Origin of the sequence: Streptomyces sp. NL15-2K (assembly GCF_030551255.1) — a bacterium.
GTDB lineage: Bacteria > Actinomycetota > Actinomycetes > Streptomycetales > Streptomycetaceae > Streptomyces.
The window spans coordinates 9231425-9251395 of record NZ_CP130630.1; the positions used below are offsets into that span (position 1 = coordinate 9231425).

The 19971-nt window shown below is 72.9% G+C and carries 18 protein-coding genes and 3 pseudogenes; 9 read left to right on the forward strand and 12 right to left on the reverse strand.

Annotated features, from left to right (window positions below; genetic code table 11):
• Positions 1-23 precede the first annotated feature (23 nt).
• The 3 genes from Q4V64_RS41295 to Q4V64_RS41305 are packed head-to-tail and all read left to right on the forward strand — an operon-like array spanning position 24 to position 2811.
• On the forward strand, positions 24-1025 hold the full coding sequence (locus Q4V64_RS41295; protein WP_124438275.1) for a glycosyltransferase family 9 protein: 1002 nt from the start codon (positions 24-26) through the stop codon (positions 1023-1025).
• The gene (locus Q4V64_RS41300) at positions 1022-1918 is read left to right on the forward strand and encodes a glycosyltransferase family 2 protein (RefSeq protein WP_124438274.1); all 897 of its coding nucleotides are present in this window, start codon (positions 1022-1024) and stop codon (positions 1916-1918) included. Before Q4V64_RS41295 ends, Q4V64_RS41300 begins: the two co-directional genes overlap by 4 nt.
• Positions 1915-2811 (forward strand): glycosyltransferase, encoded by an 897-nt coding sequence (locus Q4V64_RS41305; protein WP_124438273.1) that lies wholly within the window; start codon positions 1915-1917, stop codon positions 2809-2811. The genes Q4V64_RS41300 and Q4V64_RS41305 overlap by 4 nt, the downstream gene beginning before the upstream one ends.
• Before the next feature lie 89 nt (positions 2812-2900).
• Here Q4V64_RS41305 and Q4V64_RS41310 read toward each other — a convergent pair whose 3' ends face one another.
• The 7 genes from Q4V64_RS41310 to Q4V64_RS41340 all read right to left on the reverse strand — a co-directional run bounded on the left by Q4V64_RS41310 (position 2901) and on the right by Q4V64_RS41340 (position 11007).
• On the reverse strand, positions 2901-3797 hold the full coding sequence (locus Q4V64_RS41310) for a polysaccharide pyruvyl transferase family protein (RefSeq protein WP_124438272.1): 897 nt from the start codon (positions 3795-3797) through the stop codon (positions 2901-2903).
• Between the two features lie 55 nt (positions 3798-3852).
• Positions 3853-5274, reverse strand: a complete 1422-nt coding sequence (locus Q4V64_RS41315; protein WP_124438309.1) for a family 43 glycosylhydrolase — start codon at positions 5272-5274, stop codon at positions 3853-3855.
• 66 nt (positions 5275-5340) lie between these two features.
• The gene (locus tag Q4V64_RS41320) at positions 5341-6816 is read right to left on the reverse strand and encodes a family 43 glycosylhydrolase (protein ID WP_124438271.1); all 1476 of its coding nucleotides are present in this window, start codon (positions 6814-6816) and stop codon (positions 5341-5343) included.
• 163 nt (positions 6817-6979) lie between these two features.
• A complete protein-coding gene (locus Q4V64_RS41325) occupies positions 6980-8167 on the reverse strand; it encodes a GDSL-type esterase/lipase family protein (protein WP_124438270.1) in 1188 nt (395 codons plus the stop codon).
• Between the two features lie 10 nt (positions 8168-8177).
• Positions 8178-8759: a TetR/AcrR family transcriptional regulator gene (locus tag Q4V64_RS41330; RefSeq protein WP_124438269.1), complete on the reverse strand. Its 582-nt coding sequence runs from the start codon at positions 8757-8759 to the stop codon at positions 8178-8180.
• Positions 8760-8854: 95 nt separating this feature from the next.
• Positions 8855-9844 carry a D-2-hydroxyacid dehydrogenase family protein gene (locus Q4V64_RS41335; protein ID WP_253266803.1) on the reverse strand — a complete coding sequence of 330 codons (990 nt, stop codon included), beginning with the start codon at positions 9842-9844 and terminating at the stop codon, positions 8855-8857.
• Between the two features lie 299 nt (positions 9845-10143).
• Positions 10144-11007, reverse strand: a complete 864-nt coding sequence (locus Q4V64_RS41340; RefSeq protein ID WP_303714079.1) for a UbiA family prenyltransferase — start codon at positions 11005-11007, stop codon at positions 10144-10146.
• Positions 11008-11053: 46 nt separating this feature from the next.
• Between Q4V64_RS41340 and Q4V64_RS41345 the strand changes: the two genes are divergently transcribed.
• Genes Q4V64_RS41345 through Q4V64_RS41355 form a run of 3 tightly spaced genes read left to right on the forward strand, consistent with a single transcriptional unit; the run spans position 11054 to position 13767 of the window.
• Entirely contained in the window at positions 11054-12208 is a 1155-nt protein-coding gene (locus tag Q4V64_RS41345) for a 3-oxoacyl-[acyl-carrier-protein] synthase III C-terminal domain-containing protein (RefSeq protein ID WP_172629065.1), read from the forward strand.
• A 9-nt stretch (positions 12209-12217) separates the two neighbouring features.
• Positions 12218-12733, forward strand: coding sequence for an isoprenylcysteine carboxylmethyltransferase family protein (locus tag Q4V64_RS41350; RefSeq protein ID WP_124438267.1), 516 nt, complete (start codon positions 12218-12220; stop codon positions 12731-12733).
• On the forward strand, positions 12730-13767 hold the full coding sequence (locus Q4V64_RS41355; protein WP_124438266.1) for an NAD(P)/FAD-dependent oxidoreductase: 1038 nt from the start codon (positions 12730-12732) through the stop codon (positions 13765-13767). The genes Q4V64_RS41350 and Q4V64_RS41355 overlap by 4 nt, the downstream gene beginning before the upstream one ends.
• A 79-nt stretch (positions 13768-13846) precedes the next feature.
• On the opposite strand, the pseudogene Q4V64_RS55555 reads toward Q4V64_RS41355, so the two are convergent.
• Positions 13847-13996, reverse strand: a pseudogene (locus Q4V64_RS55555) (CocE/NonD family hydrolase); the annotation flags it as partial.
• 88 nt (positions 13997-14084) lie between these two features.
• On the opposite strand from Q4V64_RS55555, the gene Q4V64_RS41360 reads away from it, so the two are divergent.
• Together Q4V64_RS41360 and Q4V64_RS41365 are read left to right on the forward strand one after the other, a co-directional pair.
• Positions 14085-14882 (forward strand): VOC family protein, encoded by a 798-nt coding sequence (locus Q4V64_RS41360; RefSeq protein ID WP_124438264.1) that lies wholly within the window; start codon positions 14085-14087, stop codon positions 14880-14882.
• A gap of 87 nt (positions 14883-14969) precedes the next feature.
• Positions 14970-15370: pseudogene (locus Q4V64_RS41365) on the forward strand (protein phosphatase 2C domain-containing protein); the annotation flags it as partial.
• Positions 15371-15398: 28 nt separating this feature from the next.
• On the opposite strand, the gene Q4V64_RS41370 reads toward Q4V64_RS41365, so the two are convergent.
• Together Q4V64_RS41370 and Q4V64_RS41375 are read right to left on the reverse strand one after the other, a co-directional pair.
• Positions 15399-17126, reverse strand: coding sequence for an IS200/IS605 family element transposase accessory protein TnpB (locus Q4V64_RS41370; protein WP_124438263.1), 1728 nt, complete (start codon positions 17124-17126; stop codon positions 15399-15401).
• A gap of 147 nt (positions 17127-17273) precedes the next feature.
• A pseudogene (locus Q4V64_RS41375) lies at positions 17274-17582 on the reverse strand (recombinase family protein); the annotation flags it as partial.
• Between the two features lie 132 nt (positions 17583-17714).
• Between Q4V64_RS41375 and Q4V64_RS41380 the strand changes: the two are divergent.
• Positions 17715-17966, forward strand: coding sequence for a hypothetical protein (locus Q4V64_RS41380; RefSeq protein ID WP_303714085.1), 252 nt, complete (start codon positions 17715-17717; stop codon positions 17964-17966).
• A 52-nt stretch (positions 17967-18018) separates the two neighbouring features.
• Here Q4V64_RS41380 and Q4V64_RS41385 read toward each other — a convergent pair whose 3' ends face one another.
• Positions 18019-18681, reverse strand: coding sequence for a protein-L-isoaspartate(D-aspartate) O-methyltransferase (locus Q4V64_RS41385; protein WP_124438262.1), 663 nt, complete (start codon positions 18679-18681; stop codon positions 18019-18021).
• Between the two features lie 61 nt (positions 18682-18742).
• Entirely contained in the window at positions 18743-19756 is a 1014-nt protein-coding gene (locus tag Q4V64_RS41390) for an amino acid ABC transporter permease (RefSeq protein WP_124438261.1), read from the reverse strand.
• Positions 19757-19971 lie beyond the last annotated feature (215 nt).

The window sequence follows — 19971 nt, forward strand, 5'->3', positions numbered from 1 at the left end:
ACCGGCAGCCCGGGAGATGCCCGATGACCGCCCCCCGCCCCCGCCTCCTCGTCCTGCGTGCCCTCGGGCTCGGTGATCTCCTCGCCGGCGTCCCCGCGCTGCGCGCGCTGCGCCGCGGCTTCCCCGGACACGAGACGGTGCTGGCCGTGCCCGCCGAGCTCGCGCCGGTCGCGGCGGCCACGGGCGCCGTCGACCGGCTGCTGCCCGCGTCGGCGCCCGGCCGGGCCGTACCCTGCGGCCTGGACTGGACCGGCCCGCCCCCGGACGTCGCCGTCGACCTGCACGGCAACGGCCCGCCCAGCCACCGCTTGCTCCTGGACCTGCGCCCGCTCCGGCTCCTGGCCTTCGCGCACCCCGCGACCCCCGAGGTCGACGGCCCGCGATGGCGCCCGGAGGAACACGAGCGGGTCCGCTGGTGCCGGCTCGTGCAGTGGTACGGCATCGACGCCGACCCCACCGACCTGCGCCTGCCCCGCCCCGCCGTGCCGTCCCCGGCCCCCGGCGCCGTCGTCCTGCACCCCGGCGCCGGCGCACCCTCCCGCTGCTGGCCCGTCGAGCGCTACGCGACCGTCGCCGCGGCCCTGCGCGCCCGCGGCCGGCGTGTCGTGGTCACCGGGGGAGCGGGCGAGTCCGCCCTCGTGGCCGACCTCGCCCGGCGCGCCGGCCTGCCCGACACGGACGTGTTCGGCGACGGCCTCCCCTTCGACCGGCTCTCCGCCCTGGTCGCCGAGGCAGCCGCCGTGGTCAGCGGTGACACCGGTATCGCCCACCTCGCGGTCGCCCACGCCACGCCCTCCGTCACCCTCTTCGGGCCGGTCCCGCCCAGCCGCTGGGGCCCGCCCGCACACCCCCGCCACCGCGCACTGTGGCACCCGGGCCCGGAGGGCGACCCGCACGGCAGCACCCCCGACCCGCACCTGCTGCGCATCCGCCCCGACGACGTACTCGACGCCCTGCACCAGCTGCCGGACGCCACCCGCACGGGCCGGCACCCCGACCAGCGCGTGCCCGTCGATCAGCCATGAATCCCCCGAAGAATCCCCCGAACCCCGTGGACCAGACGCCCATCGGCATCGTCATCGCCACTCGCAACCGCTCCGCCACCCTCGCCGAAACCCTCCGCCACCTGACCGCCCTCCCCGAACGCCCGCCCGTCCTCGTCGCCGACAACGCCTCCACCGACGACACCCGCGCCATGGTCGCCCGCCACTGCCCCCGGGTCCGCGTGCTCTCGCTGCCGTTCAACCGCGGCGCCCTCGCCCGCACGCGCGGCGTCCGCGCCCTGCGCACCCCCTACGTGGCGTTCAGCGACGACGACTCCTGGTGGGCGCCCGGCGCGCTGAGCGAGGCGGTCCGGCTGTTCGACGCCCACCCGCGGCTCGGCCTGCTCGCCGGCCGCACCCTCGTCGGCCCCGACGAGACCCCCGACCCGCTCAACGACCTGCTCGCCGACTCGCCCCTCGGCCCGGCCTCCGACCTCCCCGGCACCCAGGTCCTCGGCTTCCTCGGCTGCGCCGCCGTCGCCCGCCGCAGCGCCTACCTGGACGTGGGCGGCTACCACCGGCTGCTCTTCTTCGGCGCGGAGGAGACCCTCCTCGCCTACGACCTCGCCGCTCGCGGCTGGGGCGTCACCCACTGCCCGGAGGTCGTCGCCCACCACCACCCCGACCCGACGCCCCGCCCCCACCGCCCCGCCGTGGTCCGCCGCAACGAACTGCTCACCGCCTGGCTGCGCCGCCCCCTGCCGTACGCGCTGGCCCGCACCGGCGAGCTGGCCGCCGAGGCACGCCACGACGCCCACGCCCGACGCGCCCTGCGCGAGACCCTCGCCCGCCTCCCGGCCGCCGTGGGCGCCCGCCGGCCCCTGCCCCCGCACGTCGAGCGCGCCGCGCGCCTTCTCGACGGAGCGACAGCATGACCGACCCCCGTACGACCGTCGTCGTCATCACCCACAACCGGTGCCCCGAACTCCTGCGCACCCTGGACCGACTCGCCGAACTCCCCGAGGTGCCGCCCGTCTTCGTCACCGACAACGCCTCCACCGACGGCACCGCCGCCGCGGTCGCCCGCCACCACCCGGAGGTACGGCTGCTGCGGCCCGGCCGCAACCTCGGCGCGGTCGGCCGCAATCTGGCGGTGCGCCAGGTCCGTACGCCGTACGTCGCCTTCTGCGACGACGACTCGTGGTGGGCGCCCGGCGCGCTGTCCGGAGCGGCCGACCTCCTCGACCGGTATCCCGCGCTCGGTTCCGTCACGGCCCGGATCGTCGTCGAACCGGACGGCGTCGACGACCCGATCAACGAGGAACTGCGCAACTCACCCGTGCCCGGCCCCGACTGGCTGCCCGGCCCGGCCCTGGGGTCCTTCCTGGCCGCCGCGACCGTACTGCGCACCGACGCCTTCCGGACGGCCGGCGGCTTCCATCCGCGGCTGTGGCTGGGCGGCGAGGAGGAACTGCTCGCCGTGGACCTGGCGGCGGACGGCTGGTGGCTGACGTACGCGGAGGACCTGACGATCCATCACTGTCCCTCCGCCGTACGGGACTCCAGGCTCCGGCGCAGGCACGGCATCCGCAACACGCTCTGGTTCACCTGGCTGCGCCGCCCGGCCGGTCCCGCCCTGCGCCGCACCCTGCATCTGGCCCGCACGGTGCCCCGCGACGCGGCGTCCCTGCGCGCCTTCGCCGAGGCGGCGGCCGCCCTGCCGTGGGTGCTGCGCGAACGCCGGGTGGTGCCGGCGACGGTCGAGTCCCGCCTGCGCGCGCTGGAGCACGCCCAGCGGAACTCGACCGCGCGCCGCTACACGGGCTGAACCCAGCTCAGTCGGTGCTCTCCGGGCGTTCGCCCTTCGGGCGATCACCTCCTGGCGACCGGGTCCCCGTGGCCCCCGGCGACAAACGCTCAGCCCTCCGTCCCCTCCAGGGCGTCCAGCAGGGCGTCCGCGCCGTCGGGTTCCTTGCCCCCCAGGAACTCGGCGCGGATCCGCCGGGCGGCGGCCGGGCCGGAGGTCAGGCACCAGTCCCACCAGGTCCCCAGCCGGCCGGCGTCGAGCCGTTCCGCGGGGACCAGGGCGGGCCAGCCGCAGGCGTGTGCCTGGGCCGTCACCTTCGCGCCGCCCGCGACCGGGTCCACGGCGAGCGCCGGGATTCCGGCCCGCAGGGCCAGCACCAGCCCGTGCAGCCGGTCCGTGACGACGAGGTCCAGCCGGGCCAGCACCGACTCCAGCTGCTCCGGGGTGGCGCTCAGCCGCCAGTCGCGTGTGTCGAGCCGGGTCTCCAGCTCCAGTCGGGCGCAGTCCTGGCCGGCCAGCCAGCGGGTCACCTCGTCGGCGACCTGCACGTGCCGCCGCTGCCGCCCGTACTCGTGCTGTCCGTGCGTGAGGATCACCCCGACCACGGGCCGAGCGGGGCCGGCCGGGGCGCGGGCCGACAGGTCCCGCCCCGGCTCCGTGTCCGGGGCGTCGCGCGCCAGCACGCGGTGGAAGCCGGTGACGGCCAGGGCACCGGCGTCCAGCACCGACGTGCCGACGGCGATCCGCACGCAGTGCGCGAACCGCCGGTGCAGCTCCTCGATCTGCGGCCCGTGCAGGGGCCCGCACACGAACACCAGGTGCGAGTAGTCCTCGGGCCGGACCTGGTCCAGGTGCCGCGCACCGGGGTGGAACCCCGGGCTCCACACCACGTCGTACGGGATCCCGGCCGGCCCCAGCACGTCCTCGACCCGCCGCAGCGCCAGTACGTCACCGGCGGTCGCCTCCCCGTCGCGGAAGCTGAACCACCCGGTCAGCAGGATCCTCATGCGCTGCCGGGTTCCCCCGGGCCGGCCGGGGACACCGACCCCCGCCCGGGGAAGCTCACTGGCCGTAGAACGTGGCGTCCGCCCGGTCGGTCGCCGTGCTCGGTGCCTGCACGTACAGCAGGTGGTCGTAGTGGCGGATGTAGCGGCCCGGGTAGTTGGACGACTCGTAGGAGACGCCCGCCGAGTCCGACAGCCCCGCGCGCCGGTGGAAGGTGGCGTCGGCCGCGAACCGCGCCGTGCCGTCGTTCTTCTCCAGCCACACCTCGAAGTTGTCGTGGCGCAGGAAGTAGCCGGGGAAGTTGGCCGACTCCAGCGACACGGTTCCGCTGCCGGTCAGACCGGTGACGACCCGGAACTGCGAGTCCGCCAGCGGGGAGACGTTGGTGTCGGTCCGGGCGCGGAACTCCCAGTGGCGGACGAACCGGTCCGGGTAGTTGTACGACGACAGGCGCTGCGGGGTGACTCCGTCGGCCACCGGGATGCCGAAGTCGGGCGTGCCGTCGGCCTTCCAGTACAGCTTCTGGACGCGGGTGCGGCGGTTGGGGTCGTTGAGCGGGTCGCCGCTGATGTCCTTGTAGCTGCGGTCGTGGTAGACGAGGATGTCCGACTTCCCGTCCTCGGAGACGGTGAACGAGTTGTGGCCGGGACCGTACTGCGAGGTCGCGGCACTGCTCTTGAAGACCGGCTGGGAGCTCTTGCTCCAGGAGGCCGGGTTGGTCAGGTCGGCGGAGGCGGACGCCGTCAGCAGCCCCAGGCAGTAGTTGGCGTCGGTGGCGCTGGCGGAGTACGACATGAAGACCTTGCCGCCGTGCTGGATGACCGCCGGGCCCTCGTTGACCTTGAATCCGATCGTCTCCCAGGACAGCGTGGGCTGGGAGATCTCCGCCGGGGTGCCCTGGATGGTCCAGGGGTTGGCCATCTTCGCGACGAACAGGCTGGTGTTGTTGTTCTCGGCCGGGTTGCGCTGGGCCCAGGAGAGGTAGCGGACGCCGTTCACGACGAAGGTGGTGGCGTCGAGGGAGAAGCTCTCCCACGTGGTCCTGATCTGGCCCTTCTCCGTCCAGGTCGCGGTCAGCGGGTTGGCTCCGGTGCCCTCCAGGACGTACATCCGGATCGCCCACACGTCGTTGGTGGCGCCGGCCGCGAAGTACACGTACCACTTGCCGTCGATGAAGTGGATCTCCGGCGCCCAGATGTGCGCGCCCATCACGCCGCTGGCGTGCTTGGTCCAGATCGTCGTCTCGGGGGCGGTCTTCAGGCCCTGGATGGTGGTCGCCCGGCGCAGCACGATGCGGTCGTACTCGGGGACGGTCGCGGTGAAGTAGTAGTAGCCGTCGGTGTGTTTGAAGATGTGCGGGTCGGCGCGCTTCTCCGCGATCGGGTTGGTGTACGTCACGGCGGGGGAGACCGGCACGGCGGCCTGAGCGGTGGTGCCGGGGCCGAGGAGACAGGCCGCCAGGGCGACGAGGACGGCCATGAGGAGCCGTACGGCGTTGCGTCTCAAGGGAGTTCTCCAGATCACAGGTCAGAGCGAGGGGGGTGATCAGGTGGTGGGGACGAGGCGCCACTGCTGGCAGGTGTTGTTCAGCCACGACCACTGCCGTACGTCGCTGCCGTCGGCGGTACCGCAGTTCGCGACGTCGGCGACCTTGCCGCTGTTCTCGTTCACGATCCGGACGTGGTCGCCGGTCGCGGTGTATACGAGCCGGTAGCGCTGGCACTTGTTGTCCAGCCAGGACCACTGACGCAGGTCGGCGCCGTCGGCGGTGGAGCACTCGGCCGCGTCCAGCACGCCGCCCGTGCCGGCGTTGACCAGCCGGCTGGTGTCGTCGCCGAGGTCCTCGACACGCCACTTCTGGTTGGCGCCGCCGGTGCAGGTCCACTGGAGGACGTTGGTGCCGTTGGCCGTGTTGCCGCCCTCGACGTCCAGACACTTGCCGCTGTTGCGGTTGACGAGGGTGTACGACGTCGGGGTGGCCGCCGTCTCGCCGGACGGGCCGGGGCGCGTGTCGCCGAGGGCGACCGGGGTGCCGAAGTCCGGGGTGCCGTCGGCGTTCCAGGTGAACTCCTGGGCGCGGGTGGTCCGGGCGTTGCCGCAGCCGCCGTTCGACGCGGAGTTGGCGTGGTAGACGATCCAGTTCTCGGTGCCGTCGGGCGAGGTGAAGAAGCCGTTGTGGCCGGGGCCGTAGACGCCGTTCGCGTCACTGCGCTGGAAGACCGGTGTCTGCTTCTTCGTCCACGACGCCGGGTTGAGCGGATCGGAGCCGGTCAGCTCAAGTTGCCCCAGCTTGTAGTCGGCCGTCTGGCAGGAACTCGCGGAGTACGTCAGGAAGGTGCGGCCGTCGTGGTAGAGCGGCTCGGGGGCCTCGTTGACGGGGGAGCCCGACCGTTCCCAGCTCAGCGTCGGACTGGAGATGACGGTGAAGGTGCGGCTGGCGAGGGTGTACGGATTGCTCATCGGCGCGATGACCAGGCTCTGCGCACCGCCGTTCACGAAGCCGCTGCCGAGGAGGTAGAGCCGGCCGTTCGCCTTCAACACGCTCGCGTCGATCAGCCAGCCACCCGGCGTCAGGTTCGATCCGGTCAGCGAGCCCTTGTAGGTGTACGGGCCCATCGGATCTGTCCCGGCGCTCTGAAGGACGTGCGTGCGCTGCGAGTCGCAGCAGGCGACGCCGCTCTGCCCGGCGGAGTAGTACAGGTACCACTTGCCGTCGAGGAAGTGGATCTCCGGCGCCCAGATGTTGGTGTTGCGCGTCGACGTGGTGTCCGACCACACCTGCACGGTGGGCGCGGTGGCCAGACCCGCCAGGGTGGGCGACTTGCGCATACCGAGGACGCCGGTGAACGTCGTGGTGATCAGGTAGTAGTCGCCGTCGTAGTACTCCAGCCACGGGTCGGCGCCCTTGGACGACTTGAGCGGGTTGGTGTAGGGGCGGCCGTCGGCCGCGGCGGCCGGCTGGGTCGTGGCCGAGACCAGGGCGATGAGTACGGCGATCACACCGACGAGCAGCCGACGCATGGGGGGACCGTCCTGTCCGTGATTCCGAACGTGGTTCGTAAATTCGGTCAGAAGATAGGTTGGGGGCATGCCCGCGTCAACAGTTTCGTCACATGCGCTTTACCTGCGCGCCTCACGTCCGTGAGGCGGAGCCGGCCGACGGGGAGCAAACGGGTGTGGTGTTTCAGACACCGCCGTCCACGAAGACTCCGTCGCCGCTGAAGGCCAGTGCGGCGAAGCGTTCCCCGATGCGGCGGTGGGTGGCGGCGTCCGGGTGGAGATCGTCGGGCAGCGGCAGTGCGGCGGAGTCCGCCTCGCCGTACAGCTCGCGGCCGTCGAGGTAGTGCAGGTGCGGGTCGTCGGCCGCGCGCTGCGCCACGATCCGGGTGAGCTCGTCCCGTATGACCCCCAGGGTCAGTTTCCCGGTCGCGCGTTCGGCCGGGTCACCCATGGCCCGGAACCGCAGTCGGCCGGTGCTGAGGGAGCTGAAGTCCGGAGCGCTCGGTCCGGGCGTGTCCTCGTGGATGGGGCACAGGATGGGGGAGACGACCAACAGCGGGGTGGTGGGGTGGCCTTCGCGGATGGTGTCGAGGAAGCCGTGGACGGCGGGGGTGAAGGCGCGCAGCCGCATCAGGTCGGCGTTGACCAGGTTGATTCCGATCTTGACGCTGATCAGGTCGGCGGGCGTGTCCCGCAGGGTGCGGGCGGTGAACGGGTCGAGCAGGGCGCTGCCGCCCATGCCGAGGTTGATCAGTTCCACGCCGCCGAGCAGGGCGGCGAGGGCGGGCCAGGTGGTGGTGGGACTCGCGGCGTTGGAGCCGTGGCTGATGGAGCTGCCGTGGTGCAGCCACGCCCGGCGGCCCGGGTCCGGCGCGGGCTCGACGGGGGCGTCGGTGCGCAGGGCGACGAGTTCGGTGATCTCGGTGTGCGGCAGCCAGATCTCCACGTCCTTGACGCCCTCGGGCAGGTCGGTGAAGCGGAGGGTGCCGGGCGGGCCGGGCTGCCTCTCGGCGGTCCCGGTGGCCATGTCGATGGTCAGCGTGTTGCCGCCCGTGACACTGCCCTGGCCGGCGAGGCGGCCGTCGACGAGCAGGTCGTAGACGCCGTCCGGGAGGGGCGGGGCGCCCACATACGCGCGTTTGGTGGGCAGCGTGTCCAGCTCGACGGCGGTGGCCCCGGTGTGGAAGACCAGCCGTACGCCGGAGGACTGGGCCTCGGCCATGGCCAGCTGCCCGTCGGCACACTGGGCGCGGGCCCACGCGGGCAGCCGGTGCGGCAGCACACCGGTCTCGGTGCGTTCCAGTTCGAGGGCGCCGCGCAGGAGGTCCGCGGTGATGGGCGTGCTGATCCAGTCGTGCTTGCTGGTGTGCATGGTGTCGGCCTCAGGGGGTGTGGGGAGGGGCGGGCCAGTTCCGCAACAGGGCGTCGAGGGCGTCCAGGATCCGTGACCAGGTCTCCTGCGAGTCGGGGGCGCTGTGGCTGAACCCGCCCCCCATCTCCAGGCTGACATAGCCATGGAAGACGCTGCCCAGGAGCCGTACCGCGTGCGTCTGGTCCGGCTCCGTCAGGTCGTAGCCGCGCAGGATCGCCCGCGTCATCCGGGCGTGCCTGCCGCCGGCGCCGGCGGCCGCCGCCTCCGGGTCGAGTCTCAACTGGGCCGCGGCGTAGCGGCCGGGGTGCTCCCGGGCGTAGTCGCGGTAGACGTTCGCCAGGGCGGTCAGGGCGTCCTTGCCGGCCCGCCCGGCCAGCGCGGCGGCGCCCCGGTCGGCGAGCTCCTCGAGGGCGAGCAGGGCGATCCTGGTCTTGAGGTCCTGGGAGTTCTTCACGTGCGAGTACAGGCTCGCGACCTTGACGTCGAACCGACGGGCGAGCGCGGAGACGGTCACCTGGTCGAAGCCGACCTCGTCGGCCAGTTCCGCACCCGCTGTGGTCAGGCGTTCCGTGGTGAGTCCTGCGCGCGCCATACCGTTCCTCCCGCTCGGCGTACTCGATTATGCATTTGCCTAAACCTTTTAGGCAAAACGTCATCGAATTGAGGAAGGGGTGAGGCCGCCCGTGATCAGCCCGCTCGCAGCAGCCGGACCGGTTCCCCGGCGAGGAAGGCGGTGATGTCCTCCACCACCTGGCCGTAGAAGGTGCGGTAGTTGGCCTGGGTGACGTAGCCGAGGTGGGGCGTGGCCAGGACGTTCGGCAGGGAGCGCAGGGGGTCGTCGGCGGGCAGCGGCTCGGTCTCGAAGACGTCGAGGCCGGCCCCGGCGAGCCGGCCCTCGCGCAGAGTGCTCAGCAGCGCCGCCCGGTCGACGATCCCGGCGCGGGAGGTGTTGACCAGATAGGCACTGGGCTTCATGGCACGTAGTTCCGCCTCGCCGAGCAGGCCGCGGGTCCGCTCGGACAGCACGAGGTGGATCGACACGAAGTCACTGCGCCGCAGCAGGTCCTCCTTGCTGTCGGCCAGTTGAGCGCCCTCGGCCCACGCGCGCTCCGCCGTGAGGTTCTGGCTCCAGGCGAGGACCTCCATGCCGAAGGCCGCGCCGACCCGCGCCATACGGCTGCCGATCTTGCCGAGTCCGAGCAGCCCCAGCGTCCGGCCGTGCAGGTCCTGGCCCACCGTGGACTGCCACGGCCCGTTCTCCCGCAGGGCCCGGTTCTCGACCGTCAACTGCCGTGCCAGGCCCAGGATCAGCGCCCAGGTCAGCTCCACCGGCGGGGTGCTGCTGCTGGCCGTGCCGCAGACGGTCACCCCCGCGGCGGCGGCTGCCGCGAGATCGATGGAGGCGTTGCGCATGCCCGTGGTGACGAGCAGCCGCAGCCGCGGCAGCCGACGCAGCAGGTCCGCGTCGACGGGCGTCCGCTCCCGCATGACCACGACGATCTCGCAGCCGGCGAGCGCGTCGACCAGCTTCTCCCGGTCGGTGAGGTGCTCCCGCAGGACGCGCACGTCCACCTTCCCCGCGAGGGCCGTCCAGTCCGCGTGCGTGAGGGCGGCGCCCTGGTAGTCGTCGAGTACGGCGCAACGCAGGGGCGTCGCAGTGGGGGGCTCGGTGGTCACGTGCCTTCAGTCCTCTCCGGTGCCGGGCGCGGCATGCTCCTGATCAGCTTCCCGGAAGGGAGCCTCGGCGTACAGCGCCGGTCCGCTGTCCGGCCCGAGGGGGTCCGGCAGCAGCCTCGTCCGGTGGGAAGGGCCAGTGGACGAACGTCCGCCGCAGCCGGCCGGGGATGCTCCGGCCCTCACGGGCGCGGCGCCGTTGCCCGCGGCCGCGCCGCCGGTGGCCTTGTCGACGCCCTTGCCGCCGAGGCCCGCCTCCGAGGGATCCGCCGAGGGCGTGGCCGCGTCGTACGGGGCCGTGGTCAGGCCATGTCCGAGCCCCGCAGCAGGAGCTGGACCACAGCCAGGCCGGCCACCACGATCGCCGCCCGGAACGGCCACCGGCTGCGGGCGGCCCCGGACGGCACAGCCGAACCCGCGACGGCGACGATCCCGGACGCGGCCGCCAGTACCCGGTCCGGGGTCTCCACCGGCCCGGGCGGCCCCGCGACGACCACGCCCACGGCCGCCAGCATCACGAACGGGGCCAGCCATCGGCAGGCCGGACGGCCCAGCCGCTGCGGCAGCCCGCGCACACCGGTCGCGAGATCGTCCTCGATGTCCGGAAGGACGTTCACCAGGTGCGCCCCCACGCCCAGCAGCGCCCCCGCGGCCACCGCCCACCAGGCGGGCCAGGACGGCGACGGCAGACCGAGCGTGACGAAGGCGGGCAGCGCGCCGAAGGCCGCGGCATACGGCAGCGGCGAGAGCACCGTGCGCTTCAACCGCAGGTTGTAGGCCCAGCCCGCGGCCACGCCCCCCAGGTGCGCCGCTCCCGCGGCGGCGCCGCTCAGCAGTGACAGCGGCACGCACAGCCCCAGGGCCGCCCCGGCCGCGACAGCCGCCCCCCGGGGCGGGAGTTCGCCGGTGGCCACGGGCTTGTCGCGGCGCCCGCAGACCGTGTCGCGCCGCGCGTCGGCCGCGTCGTTGCACCAGCCGATCGAGAGCTGGCCGGCCAGCACGGCCGCGGCCACCGCCGCCGACCCCGCCGCCCCGCGGCCCGCCGCCACGGCCAGTGCGGTCACGAACACCGTCACGGCGAGCGCCGGCTCCAGGTGGCAGGAGCGCAGCAACACCGGGACACGGTGTGTCGTACGCGAGAGAACCCCAGACGGGTGGAGAGACACGTGTGCAAGGTAATCCCGCGTCCAGGGCGAGGAAGGCATTACCGACATGCGTGTCCCCTTGATCGTCGACCAGGCTCCTTCCCCGCCCACCGCGCCGCGCCGGACCTCCGTGCCCGCCGCGGCGACCACGGTCGCCGCCGTCCACACGGCGCTGCCGCCGCACCGTTACGCCCAGGACGACCTCACCGAGCCGATCGGCGACCTGTGCCTGCCTCCGGGCGCGGACCGCGCCGTGCTGCGCCGCCTGCACGCGTCCGCCGGTGTGCGCACGCGTCATCTCGCCCTGCCGATCGAGCGGTACGCCGGTCTCGCCGACTTCGGGCAGAGCAATGACGCGTGGCTGGCGGCGGGCCTCGAACTGGGCGAGGAAGCCCTCACCGGCGCCCTGAAGGAGGCGGGACTCGGGCCGGCCGATGTCGACCTGCTGGTGTGCGCCTCCATCACCGGCGTCGCCGCCCCGTCGCTCGACGCCCGGCTGGCCGCGCGCATGGGGCTGCGGCCCGACGTGAAAAGGCTTCCGGTGTTCGGCCTGGGCTGCGCGGCGGGCGCCGCCGGCCTCGCCCGGGTGCACGACTACCTGCGCGGACACCCCGACGACACCGCTGTGCTGCTCACCGTCGAACTGTGCTCGCTGACGCTCCAGCAGCGCGACGACTCCCGCGCCAACCTCGTCGCCGGCGCCCTGTTCGGCGACGGTGCGGCAGCGCTCGTCGCACGCGGCGACGGCGGTGGCCGTGACAGCGGCAGCGCCGGCCCGGAGGCGGCCGGGCCCTGCGTGGTCGCCACGCGCAGCCGCTTGTATCCGGACACCGAACAGCTCCTGGGGTGGGACATCGGCGCGGGAGGATTCCGCGTCGTGATCGATGCCGGTGTTCCGGGCATCGTGCGGGACCACTTCGGCCGGCACCTGCGTGCCTTCCTGGCGGAACACGGCCTCACCACCGACGACATCGGGACCTGGGTGTGCCACCCCGGAGGCCCCCGGATCCTCTCCGCCATGACCGACGCCCTCGGCCTGCCCGACGACGCCCTGGACTCCGCGCGGCGCTCCCTCGCGACGGTGGGGAACATGTCCTCCGTCTCCGTCCTGCACATCCTGCAGGGCATCCGGGAATCCCGTCGGCCCGAGCCCGGTACGTGGGGAGTGCTCATGGCGATGGGCCCGGGATTCTGTTCCGAACTCGTCCTGCTGCGCTGGTGAGTGATCCTCATGCCCTGGTACACGCTTGTCGTCCTCGCCGTCGCCGCCGAACGCGTCGCCGAACTCCTCGTCGCCCGGCGCAACGCGGCCTGGACCCTCGCCCGCGCCGGTGTGGAGCACGGCCGTGGCCACTACCCGGTCATGGTCGCTCTGCACACGGGCCTGCTCGCGTGCTGTCTGCTCGAACCCGTGCTCGCCGACCGGCCGTTCCTGCCCGCTCTGGGGTGGCCCATGCTGGCGCTCGCCGTACTGGCCCAGGCCCTGCGCTGGTGGTGCATCACCACACTCGGGCCGTACTGGAACACCCGGGTCATCGTCGTTCCCGGAGCGCGCCTGGTCGGCGCCGGACCCTACCGCTTCCTGCGCCACCCCAACTACGTCGCGGTCGTCGTGGAGATCGCCGCCCTGCCCCTGGTGCACTCCGCATGGCTGACCGCGACGGTGTTCACCGTCGCCAACGCGGTGCTGCTCACGGTCCGAATCCGCTGCGAGAACGCGGCCCTCACCCAAGCGGTGCCCGCGTGAGCGGCGGCCACGACCTGCTGATCGTCGGAGGCGGACCGGCCGGCCTCGCCACCGCCCTGCACGCCGCACGCGCCGGTCTCGACACGGTCATCGCCGAACCACGCCCGGCGCCGGTCGACAAGGCCTGCGGTGAGGGCCTGATGCCCGGCGCCGTCCGCGCCCTCACCGCCCTGGGCCTGGAGGTCCCCGGCCACCCCCTCACCGGCATCCGCTACCTCCAGGGACCCCGCCAGGTCCAGGCCGCGTTCCGGTACGGCCCCGGCCTCGGCGTGCGCCGCACCGACCTGCACGGCGCCCTGCACCGGGCCGTCCTGGACGCGGGGGTGCCGGTACTGCCCCTGCGGGTGGAGGAAGTACGGCAGGACACCACGGGTGTGACCGTCCCCGGCACGGGGCTGCGCGCCCGGTGGCTGGTCGCCGCGGACGGCCTGCACTCACCCGTGCGCCGTGCCCTCGGCCTGGAGACGAAGCCCCGGGGGGCCGGGGCACCCCGATACGGGCTGCGCCGGCACTACGCGGTGCCCCCCTGGTCCCCGTACGTCGAAGTGCACTGGGGAGCGCACGCGGAGGCGTACGTCACCCCGCTCGGCCCCGCCCTCGTCGGCATCGCCCTGCTGACGGCCCGGCGAGCCCCCTTCACCACCCAACTGGACGGCTTCCCCGCACTGGCGGCCCGCCTCCCCCCGGAAGCGGCCGTCACCGCGGTGCGAGGCGCGGGACCGCTGCGCCAGAGAGCCCGGACCCGCGCCCACGGGCGGGTCCTGCTCGTCGGCGACGCCGCCGGATACATCGACGCGCTGACCGGTGAGGGCGTCTCCCTCGCCCTCACCGGCGCCGAAGCCCTGGTCGCCAACGTGCGCCGCGGCACACCGAGCCGCTACGAGACCGACTGGAGCCGCGCGACCCGCCGGCACCGCCTCCTGACGGAACTCCTGGTGAGGGCCCGTCAGCAGCCGGCGCTCGCCCCGCACATCATGCCCACCGCGGCACGCCTGCCCCGCCTGTTCGCGGCAGCGGTGAACGCACTGGCATGAAGGTTCGATCGTGTGCCGGGCGAGCGCCGCGTCCTGCAGGGCCTGTTCGGCGCGCTGCTGATGCCGGCCGCGCTCGGCCTGGGCCCGGCTCCCCGAGGTGGGGGAACTTGTGCGACCAGGGGCCGATCAGTCCCTTGCGCGGCACGTCCAGATGGCCGAGCAGCCGGGTCACGGCGTTGGAGTAGCCGTCCGCCCATCCGCTGGAGGCCGGCACCGGGCAGCGCACGCTACGGTCCACACCGCACACCGGCCGACGCGCGATTGTCAGTGCCGGGTGTCAGGCTGAGATGACACAGGACCTGCGAAAGGGAATCGCCGTGATCACCACTGACCTCACTCCCGGCTCCCCTTGTTGGCTCGACCTCGGTACCCCCGACGTCCGGGCGACCGCGGCCTTCTACGGCGCGGTGCTCGGCTGGGAGTACGAGTCCATGGGCGAGGGGCAGGACATGGAAGGCGGGATGTTCCGGAAGGACGGCAAGACCGTCGCCGGGCTCGGCAAGCTCACCGAGGAGGGCGCGCGCTCGGCCTGGATGATCTACTTCGCCGTCACCGACGCGGACGCCACCACCCAGGCCGTGGAGCGCGCGGGCGGCGAGGTGCGGGTGCCGCCGAGAGACCTCGACGACTGGGGCCGGATGGCGCAGTACAGCGACCCGCTGGGGGGCCAGTTCGCCGTCTGGCAGCCGAGGAAGAACACGGGCTTCGAACTGGCGGACCAGCCGGGCTCGCTGTCCTGGACCGAGCTGTACACGAGCGACGCCGCGGCGGCCAAGGAGTTCTACGGCGGTGTCTTCGACTGGCAGTTCAGCGACATGGAGCTGCCGGGCGGCGGGGGCAACTACATCCTCATCACCCCCTCCGGGCTTCCCGAGGAGCGCATGCAGGGCGGCCTCATGGAGCTCCCCAAGGAGAACCTCGCCCTGGCCGGCGGGCGGCCGTACTGGCACCCGGTCTTCAACGTCACCGACTGCGACGCCGCGGTCGCCAAGGTCACCGAGAACGGCGGCAGCGTGCAGATGGGCCCGGAGGACGCGGAGGGCGTCGGCCGGCTGGCCGTCTGCCTCGACCCGTCGAACGCGGACTTCGTGGTGCTCACGCCGACCGGGAGCTGAGGCAGGCAAGCGGCCCTGCGCCGCGGCACGGGACGACGTGCCTAGGCAGCCATTGCCCGACGTCCTGTCCGAAGGCGGTGGCGCTCCATGCCGTATGTCGCTGTGAGTGCGCTGAGCCATCCGGGTCTGCTCCGCGACCGGAACGAGGACAGCCTCGTCGTCGGACCGTGGACGTTGTGCGCCACCGTGACCCGAGAATCCGCAGACCCTGGTTCCCGCTCGGGACGCCCCTCGCCGTCGCCGACGGGCTCGGCGGGCATCCCGCCGGCTACGTGGCCAGTGCCCTGGTCGTCTGCCGGATCGCCTCGATCAGCCCCGTCCTGAGAGGCGAGGACGCCGTCTGCGGCGCACTGCACGCCTGCAACCGCGCCGTGTACGAGGCCGCCGGCGTCGAGGGAAGCGAGCTCGCCGCGATGGGGACGACGGTCGCCGGAGTCGTCGTACAGCCCGGCTCGCTGCTGGCGTTCAACGTGGGCGACAGCCGGGTCGGTGAGCGTCGACGACAGAGCACCGTTCCTATTCACTGAGCCATAGTGAGTCCTGCGTCCAGGACTGCCTGTCAGTGGCCTGCCGCGAACGGTCTTCGGCGGGCTGGGCCGTTGCCTGTTTTCGTCGGCGGCGTGCATCGTGTGCACGGTCCTCGGGGCAGGCGCGGGCCCTGGGTGCGTGGTGGGGCCGGGTGGGTGTGTGCGCGGTGTGGGGGCGATGGTCTTCCGTACCGGCCCGGCCGCGTGTCGTCGCACACGGTGTGCTGTTACCAGCTGGGGCGGCTTCCTTCTTCTTGAGGGGTACGGTCTTCTCTGCCCTGCGTCGCGCGCCCAGGCCCTGGCCACGCCTCCCGATCACGATCGCCGCAGCGTCGTGCCGGGACGTCTCTTGTACTGCCGTACTGGTGGCGGCGCGCCAATGAGCGGCACCCCAGCGGCTCGAATACGCCGGATCGACCACGATCACCGCCAGACCCGCCCGGTGCGCCATCGCCACCAGACGGGCGGCGAACTTCGCGGTCGGCATGCCCGCCACCGTGCTGCGGAACGCGCGGCCGGCTCTGCCGGTCCAGCCGCACTGCTCGCGGCTGGTGTCGAAGCCGAGGTCCTCGATCACCAGCGCGGTCGCCCCGGTGGCCTTCGCCTGCCGGATCAGTGCGGAGCAGGCATGCCGCACCTGCGCGTCCCTGCGCGCGGTGGTGCCTCGGTAGTCGACCTCGATGCGGACCGGACGCCCGACCGGATTGCCGTGCGTATCAAGGCGCCAGGCCGCCAGATGATCGGCGTTGTGGTCGATGCCGACGATGCCGCCCGCCCGGGCCGCGGCCATCAGCGTCACCTCGTCCACCCCCGCGGGCAGATCGGGGCGGGGCGGGGTGAAGGCGGCGGTCAGGTAACAGCGGCCGTTCTCGAAGCGGATCGTGTAGCCCACCGCGCGCTGTGCCTGCACCTGCGCCTGCCATTCGGCATTCCGGTAGGCGAAGGAGCAGGCGGCGTCCAGGGTGTAGCGGCCGTGACGGTCACAGTGCCCGGCGAAGCGGGTGGCCAGCTCCGGCGGCAACTTGATCGTGACGGTGCCGTCCGGGGCGATGCTGATCGTCTGGTTGCCGTGGCGTTTGCCCGCCTCGCCGTCGGCCTCGATCCGGCACCGCGCCTCGAACCAGTGCCGCCGCCACTCCTGCACGTCCATCCCGGCCTGCTCAAGGTGCAGCCGGGTGTGCAGCAGGTCCTTCCCGCCGCGCACCACACGCACCCGTCCGGCCGCCTCATCCGCGCGTACCCGGGCCGCGACCGCCTCCAGACGGGCCAGCCTGCGCTGCTTGGCCGCCCGCACCCGGGCGCTCGGGTAGCCCTTGGTCCGGGTGGCCACGTCGCACGCCGCCACCGGCACCGCGAGGCGCGCCTGCACCGTGGTGATCGCCGCATCCAGCCGCTCCAGGTGCGCGGCCTGCGCACGCCGGGCCAGCGCCCACTGCTCGTTGCTGCCCCGGGTGATCGTGCCCGCCCACCGGGACGACGACAGCGCGGAGATCTCCCGCTTACGCCGGGCGAAATCCTCGTTGGAATGTTCCGCACCCAAAAACACGCGCTCGGCCAGGTCCCGGGCCGCCAACTGCGACACGAAACCGCCCAGCTCGACCAGGACCTCTTCGTCTTGGGGCGACAGACGCAGCCGGGTGCGCACCGCCAACGCCCCCGAACACTCCGCCAGCCGCGGCGGGGCCAGCACCCGCAGCCCCGATGCCGAACGCGCCACACCACCCACCAGCACCCACCCCCTCCCACGTCGAGTCCGTCGAGTCCGTCGAGTCCGTCGAGTCCGTCGAGTCCGTCGAGTCCGTCGAGTCCGTCGAGTCCGTCGAGTGGTTCAACGACGCACACCGCCCGAGGTCACCCGTTCGGCTCAAGAACGCCCGTTCCCCGGCTCCGCGGCCGCCGCCAGCGCCGCCCTGGTCCGATTGCGTGCCGAGCGCCGACCGTACAAACGGGCGCAGAACGAGGTGAGCACCTCGGTGACGTCCCGCACCAGGTCGTCGTCCAGCTCCCCGTCGTCCAGGACCACCAGGGACCGCCCGGACGCGGACAGCGCCGCCTCCACCAACTCCACATTCATCCGGCCCAGCCGCTCCCGGTGTTCCACCACCACCCGCCCCACCCGCGGGTCGGCCAGCAGCCGCCTGGCCTTGCCCCGGTTGCCGTTCATGCCCGAGCCGACCCCGGCCTCCGCACCACCCGCAGCCCCTGCCCCGCAGCCCACACCGAGAGCCGCGCCACCTGACGATCCACATCCCTCGTCACCCAGTGCCTGGGCGGCAGCCCCGGCTACCGCGCCGTCCTTCCCCATGTGACGGCCGCGTCCCTGGCGCCCGGCGACCGCTACCTGATCTGCACCGATGGTCTGACCGACCCGCTGACGGCGGACGTGCTCGACCAGGTGATGCGGGAGTACGACGACGGCCGGGCGGCCTTTGAACTGTGGAGGTCCGCCATCGCGGCGGGCGGCCCCGACAACATCACGCTGGCGATCGTACGCGTCGGGGAGGCGACCGGGGAGGAGACGGAGGAGGCGAGCCGGGACGAGGTCGGGGACGAGTAGCGGCGGCACCTCCGCGGACCTCCGCCGCCCCTCGACGTATCCGTGCCGTACCTCAGAGAGGATCCGCCTCGCCGTGCGGATAGCCGTACCGTCCATACAGCCGGACGAAGCGGGCCGCGGTCAGCACCCGCCGCCGCTCCAGCCCGGAGGCGGTGCGCACGAAGCACACCACCTGTTCGTGCCCGCCCGTCCCGATCGGCTGGACCAGGCGGCCGGACCGCCGCACCTGGGCGACGAGCGGAGCGGGCACGTCCGGGAAGGCGGCCGACACGATGACCGCGTCGTACGGGGCGCGGTCCGGCACGCCGCCGCTGCCGTCACCGACCCGCAGCTCCACGTTCCGTACGCCCTGCCGCACGAGGTTGCCGCGCGCCCGCCGGGCGATGTCCGGCCGCATCTCGACGCTGACCACGTCGGCGGCCAGCCGGGCGAGCAGCGCGGTCTGGAAGCCGAGACCGGTCCCGACCTCGAGGACGTGCTCGCGCCCTTCCAGACCAAGGCTCTCGATCATCATGGCGGACAGCGACGGCTGCGTGGTGACCTGCCCCTGCCCGATCGGAACGGGTACGTCCCGGTAGGCGGCCGCCTCCTGACCGGCCGGGACGAAGTACGCCCGGGGCGTCGCCCGCACGGCCTCGAGCAGCCGCTCGTCCCTGATCCCGGCGGCTGCGAGGGCCCGCACGAGATCCTCGGGTTCCCTCGGTACGGAGCTCATGGGAGGCTCACCACACCGCCAGGCTAGACGACCGCATACCCGTGGTTCACCGGCTCCGCCCTCACCGCAAAGGCGTACGGCCGATCGCAGGGCGGGCATCGGCGGCCGTCGCCCTGCTCAGCCGGGTGCGTACGGCAGAGAGACGACCGCGCAGCCGTTGCAGGGGAGTGGGCGGCAGCGCACGGGAGTTGCCGCGCGCGTAGTACCGCTCGACGTAGTACTGGCCCGCGCTGAGCACGCTGGTGACCGCGATGTACCAGAGCGTGGCGACCATCAGCAACGGGATGACCTGGTAGGTCTGGTTGTAGATCAGCTGCACCGAGTACAGCAGGTCGTGCACGGCCAGCACGCTGACGATGCTCGTGCCCTTCAGGGTGCCGATCAGCATGTTCCCCGCGGTCGGGACGATGGAGCGCATCGCCTGCGGGATGACGATCCGGCGCAGGGTGCGGCGCCTGCTCAGGCCGATCGCCTGCGCGGCCTCGGTCTGGCCGGAGTCGACGGAGAGGATGCCGCCGCGCACCACCTCGGCGGCGTAGGCGGTCTCGTGCAGGGTCAGTCCGATGACGGCGGTGAGGGTGGGGCCGAGCAGGTTCACCGTCTTGACGGTGACGAACTCAGGCCCGAAGGGGATGCCGAGACCGAGCGTCGGATACAGGGCGCCGATGTTGAACCAGAACAGCAGCTGCACCAGCAGCGGAGTGGACCGGAAGATCCACACGTAGCCCCAACTCAGCGTGCGCAGCACCGGGTTGGCCGACAGCCGCATCACCGCCAGCACGGTGCCGAACAGAAAGCCGAGCACCATCACCGCACCGGTCAGCCACAGGGTCAGCAGCAGTCCGTCGAGCACGGCGGTGGTGGTGAAGTACCGGCCCACCACGTCCCATTGGAATGCGTCGTTGCGGACGACGGAGTTGAGCACCATCGCGAAGACGAGCAGCGCGGCGGCGGCGGTCGCCCAGCGGCCGATGTGCCGGCGCGGCACGATCCGCGGCAGCTCGGGGCCGGGGGCGCCCGCCCGCTCAGGGGGTTTCGTGGCAGGGGCTGATGTGACATCGGAAGGCGTGACCATCGGGAGCCTCTCCGGGGGAGGGATTCGCAGGCGTGGGCGGTGACCACCCGGTGGCACTCGTAGGGGAGCGCGGCGGCACAGGCGCCACGCGGGTACGGTGCGGCCGGGGCTCGACGTCGTCACATTCGCCGCGTCCCTCAACGCGGCCGGAGGGGCCGCCGCACAGGGCGGAGCCGATCCGCCGTCGATCGTATGTGCCCACCGTGCGGATGTGT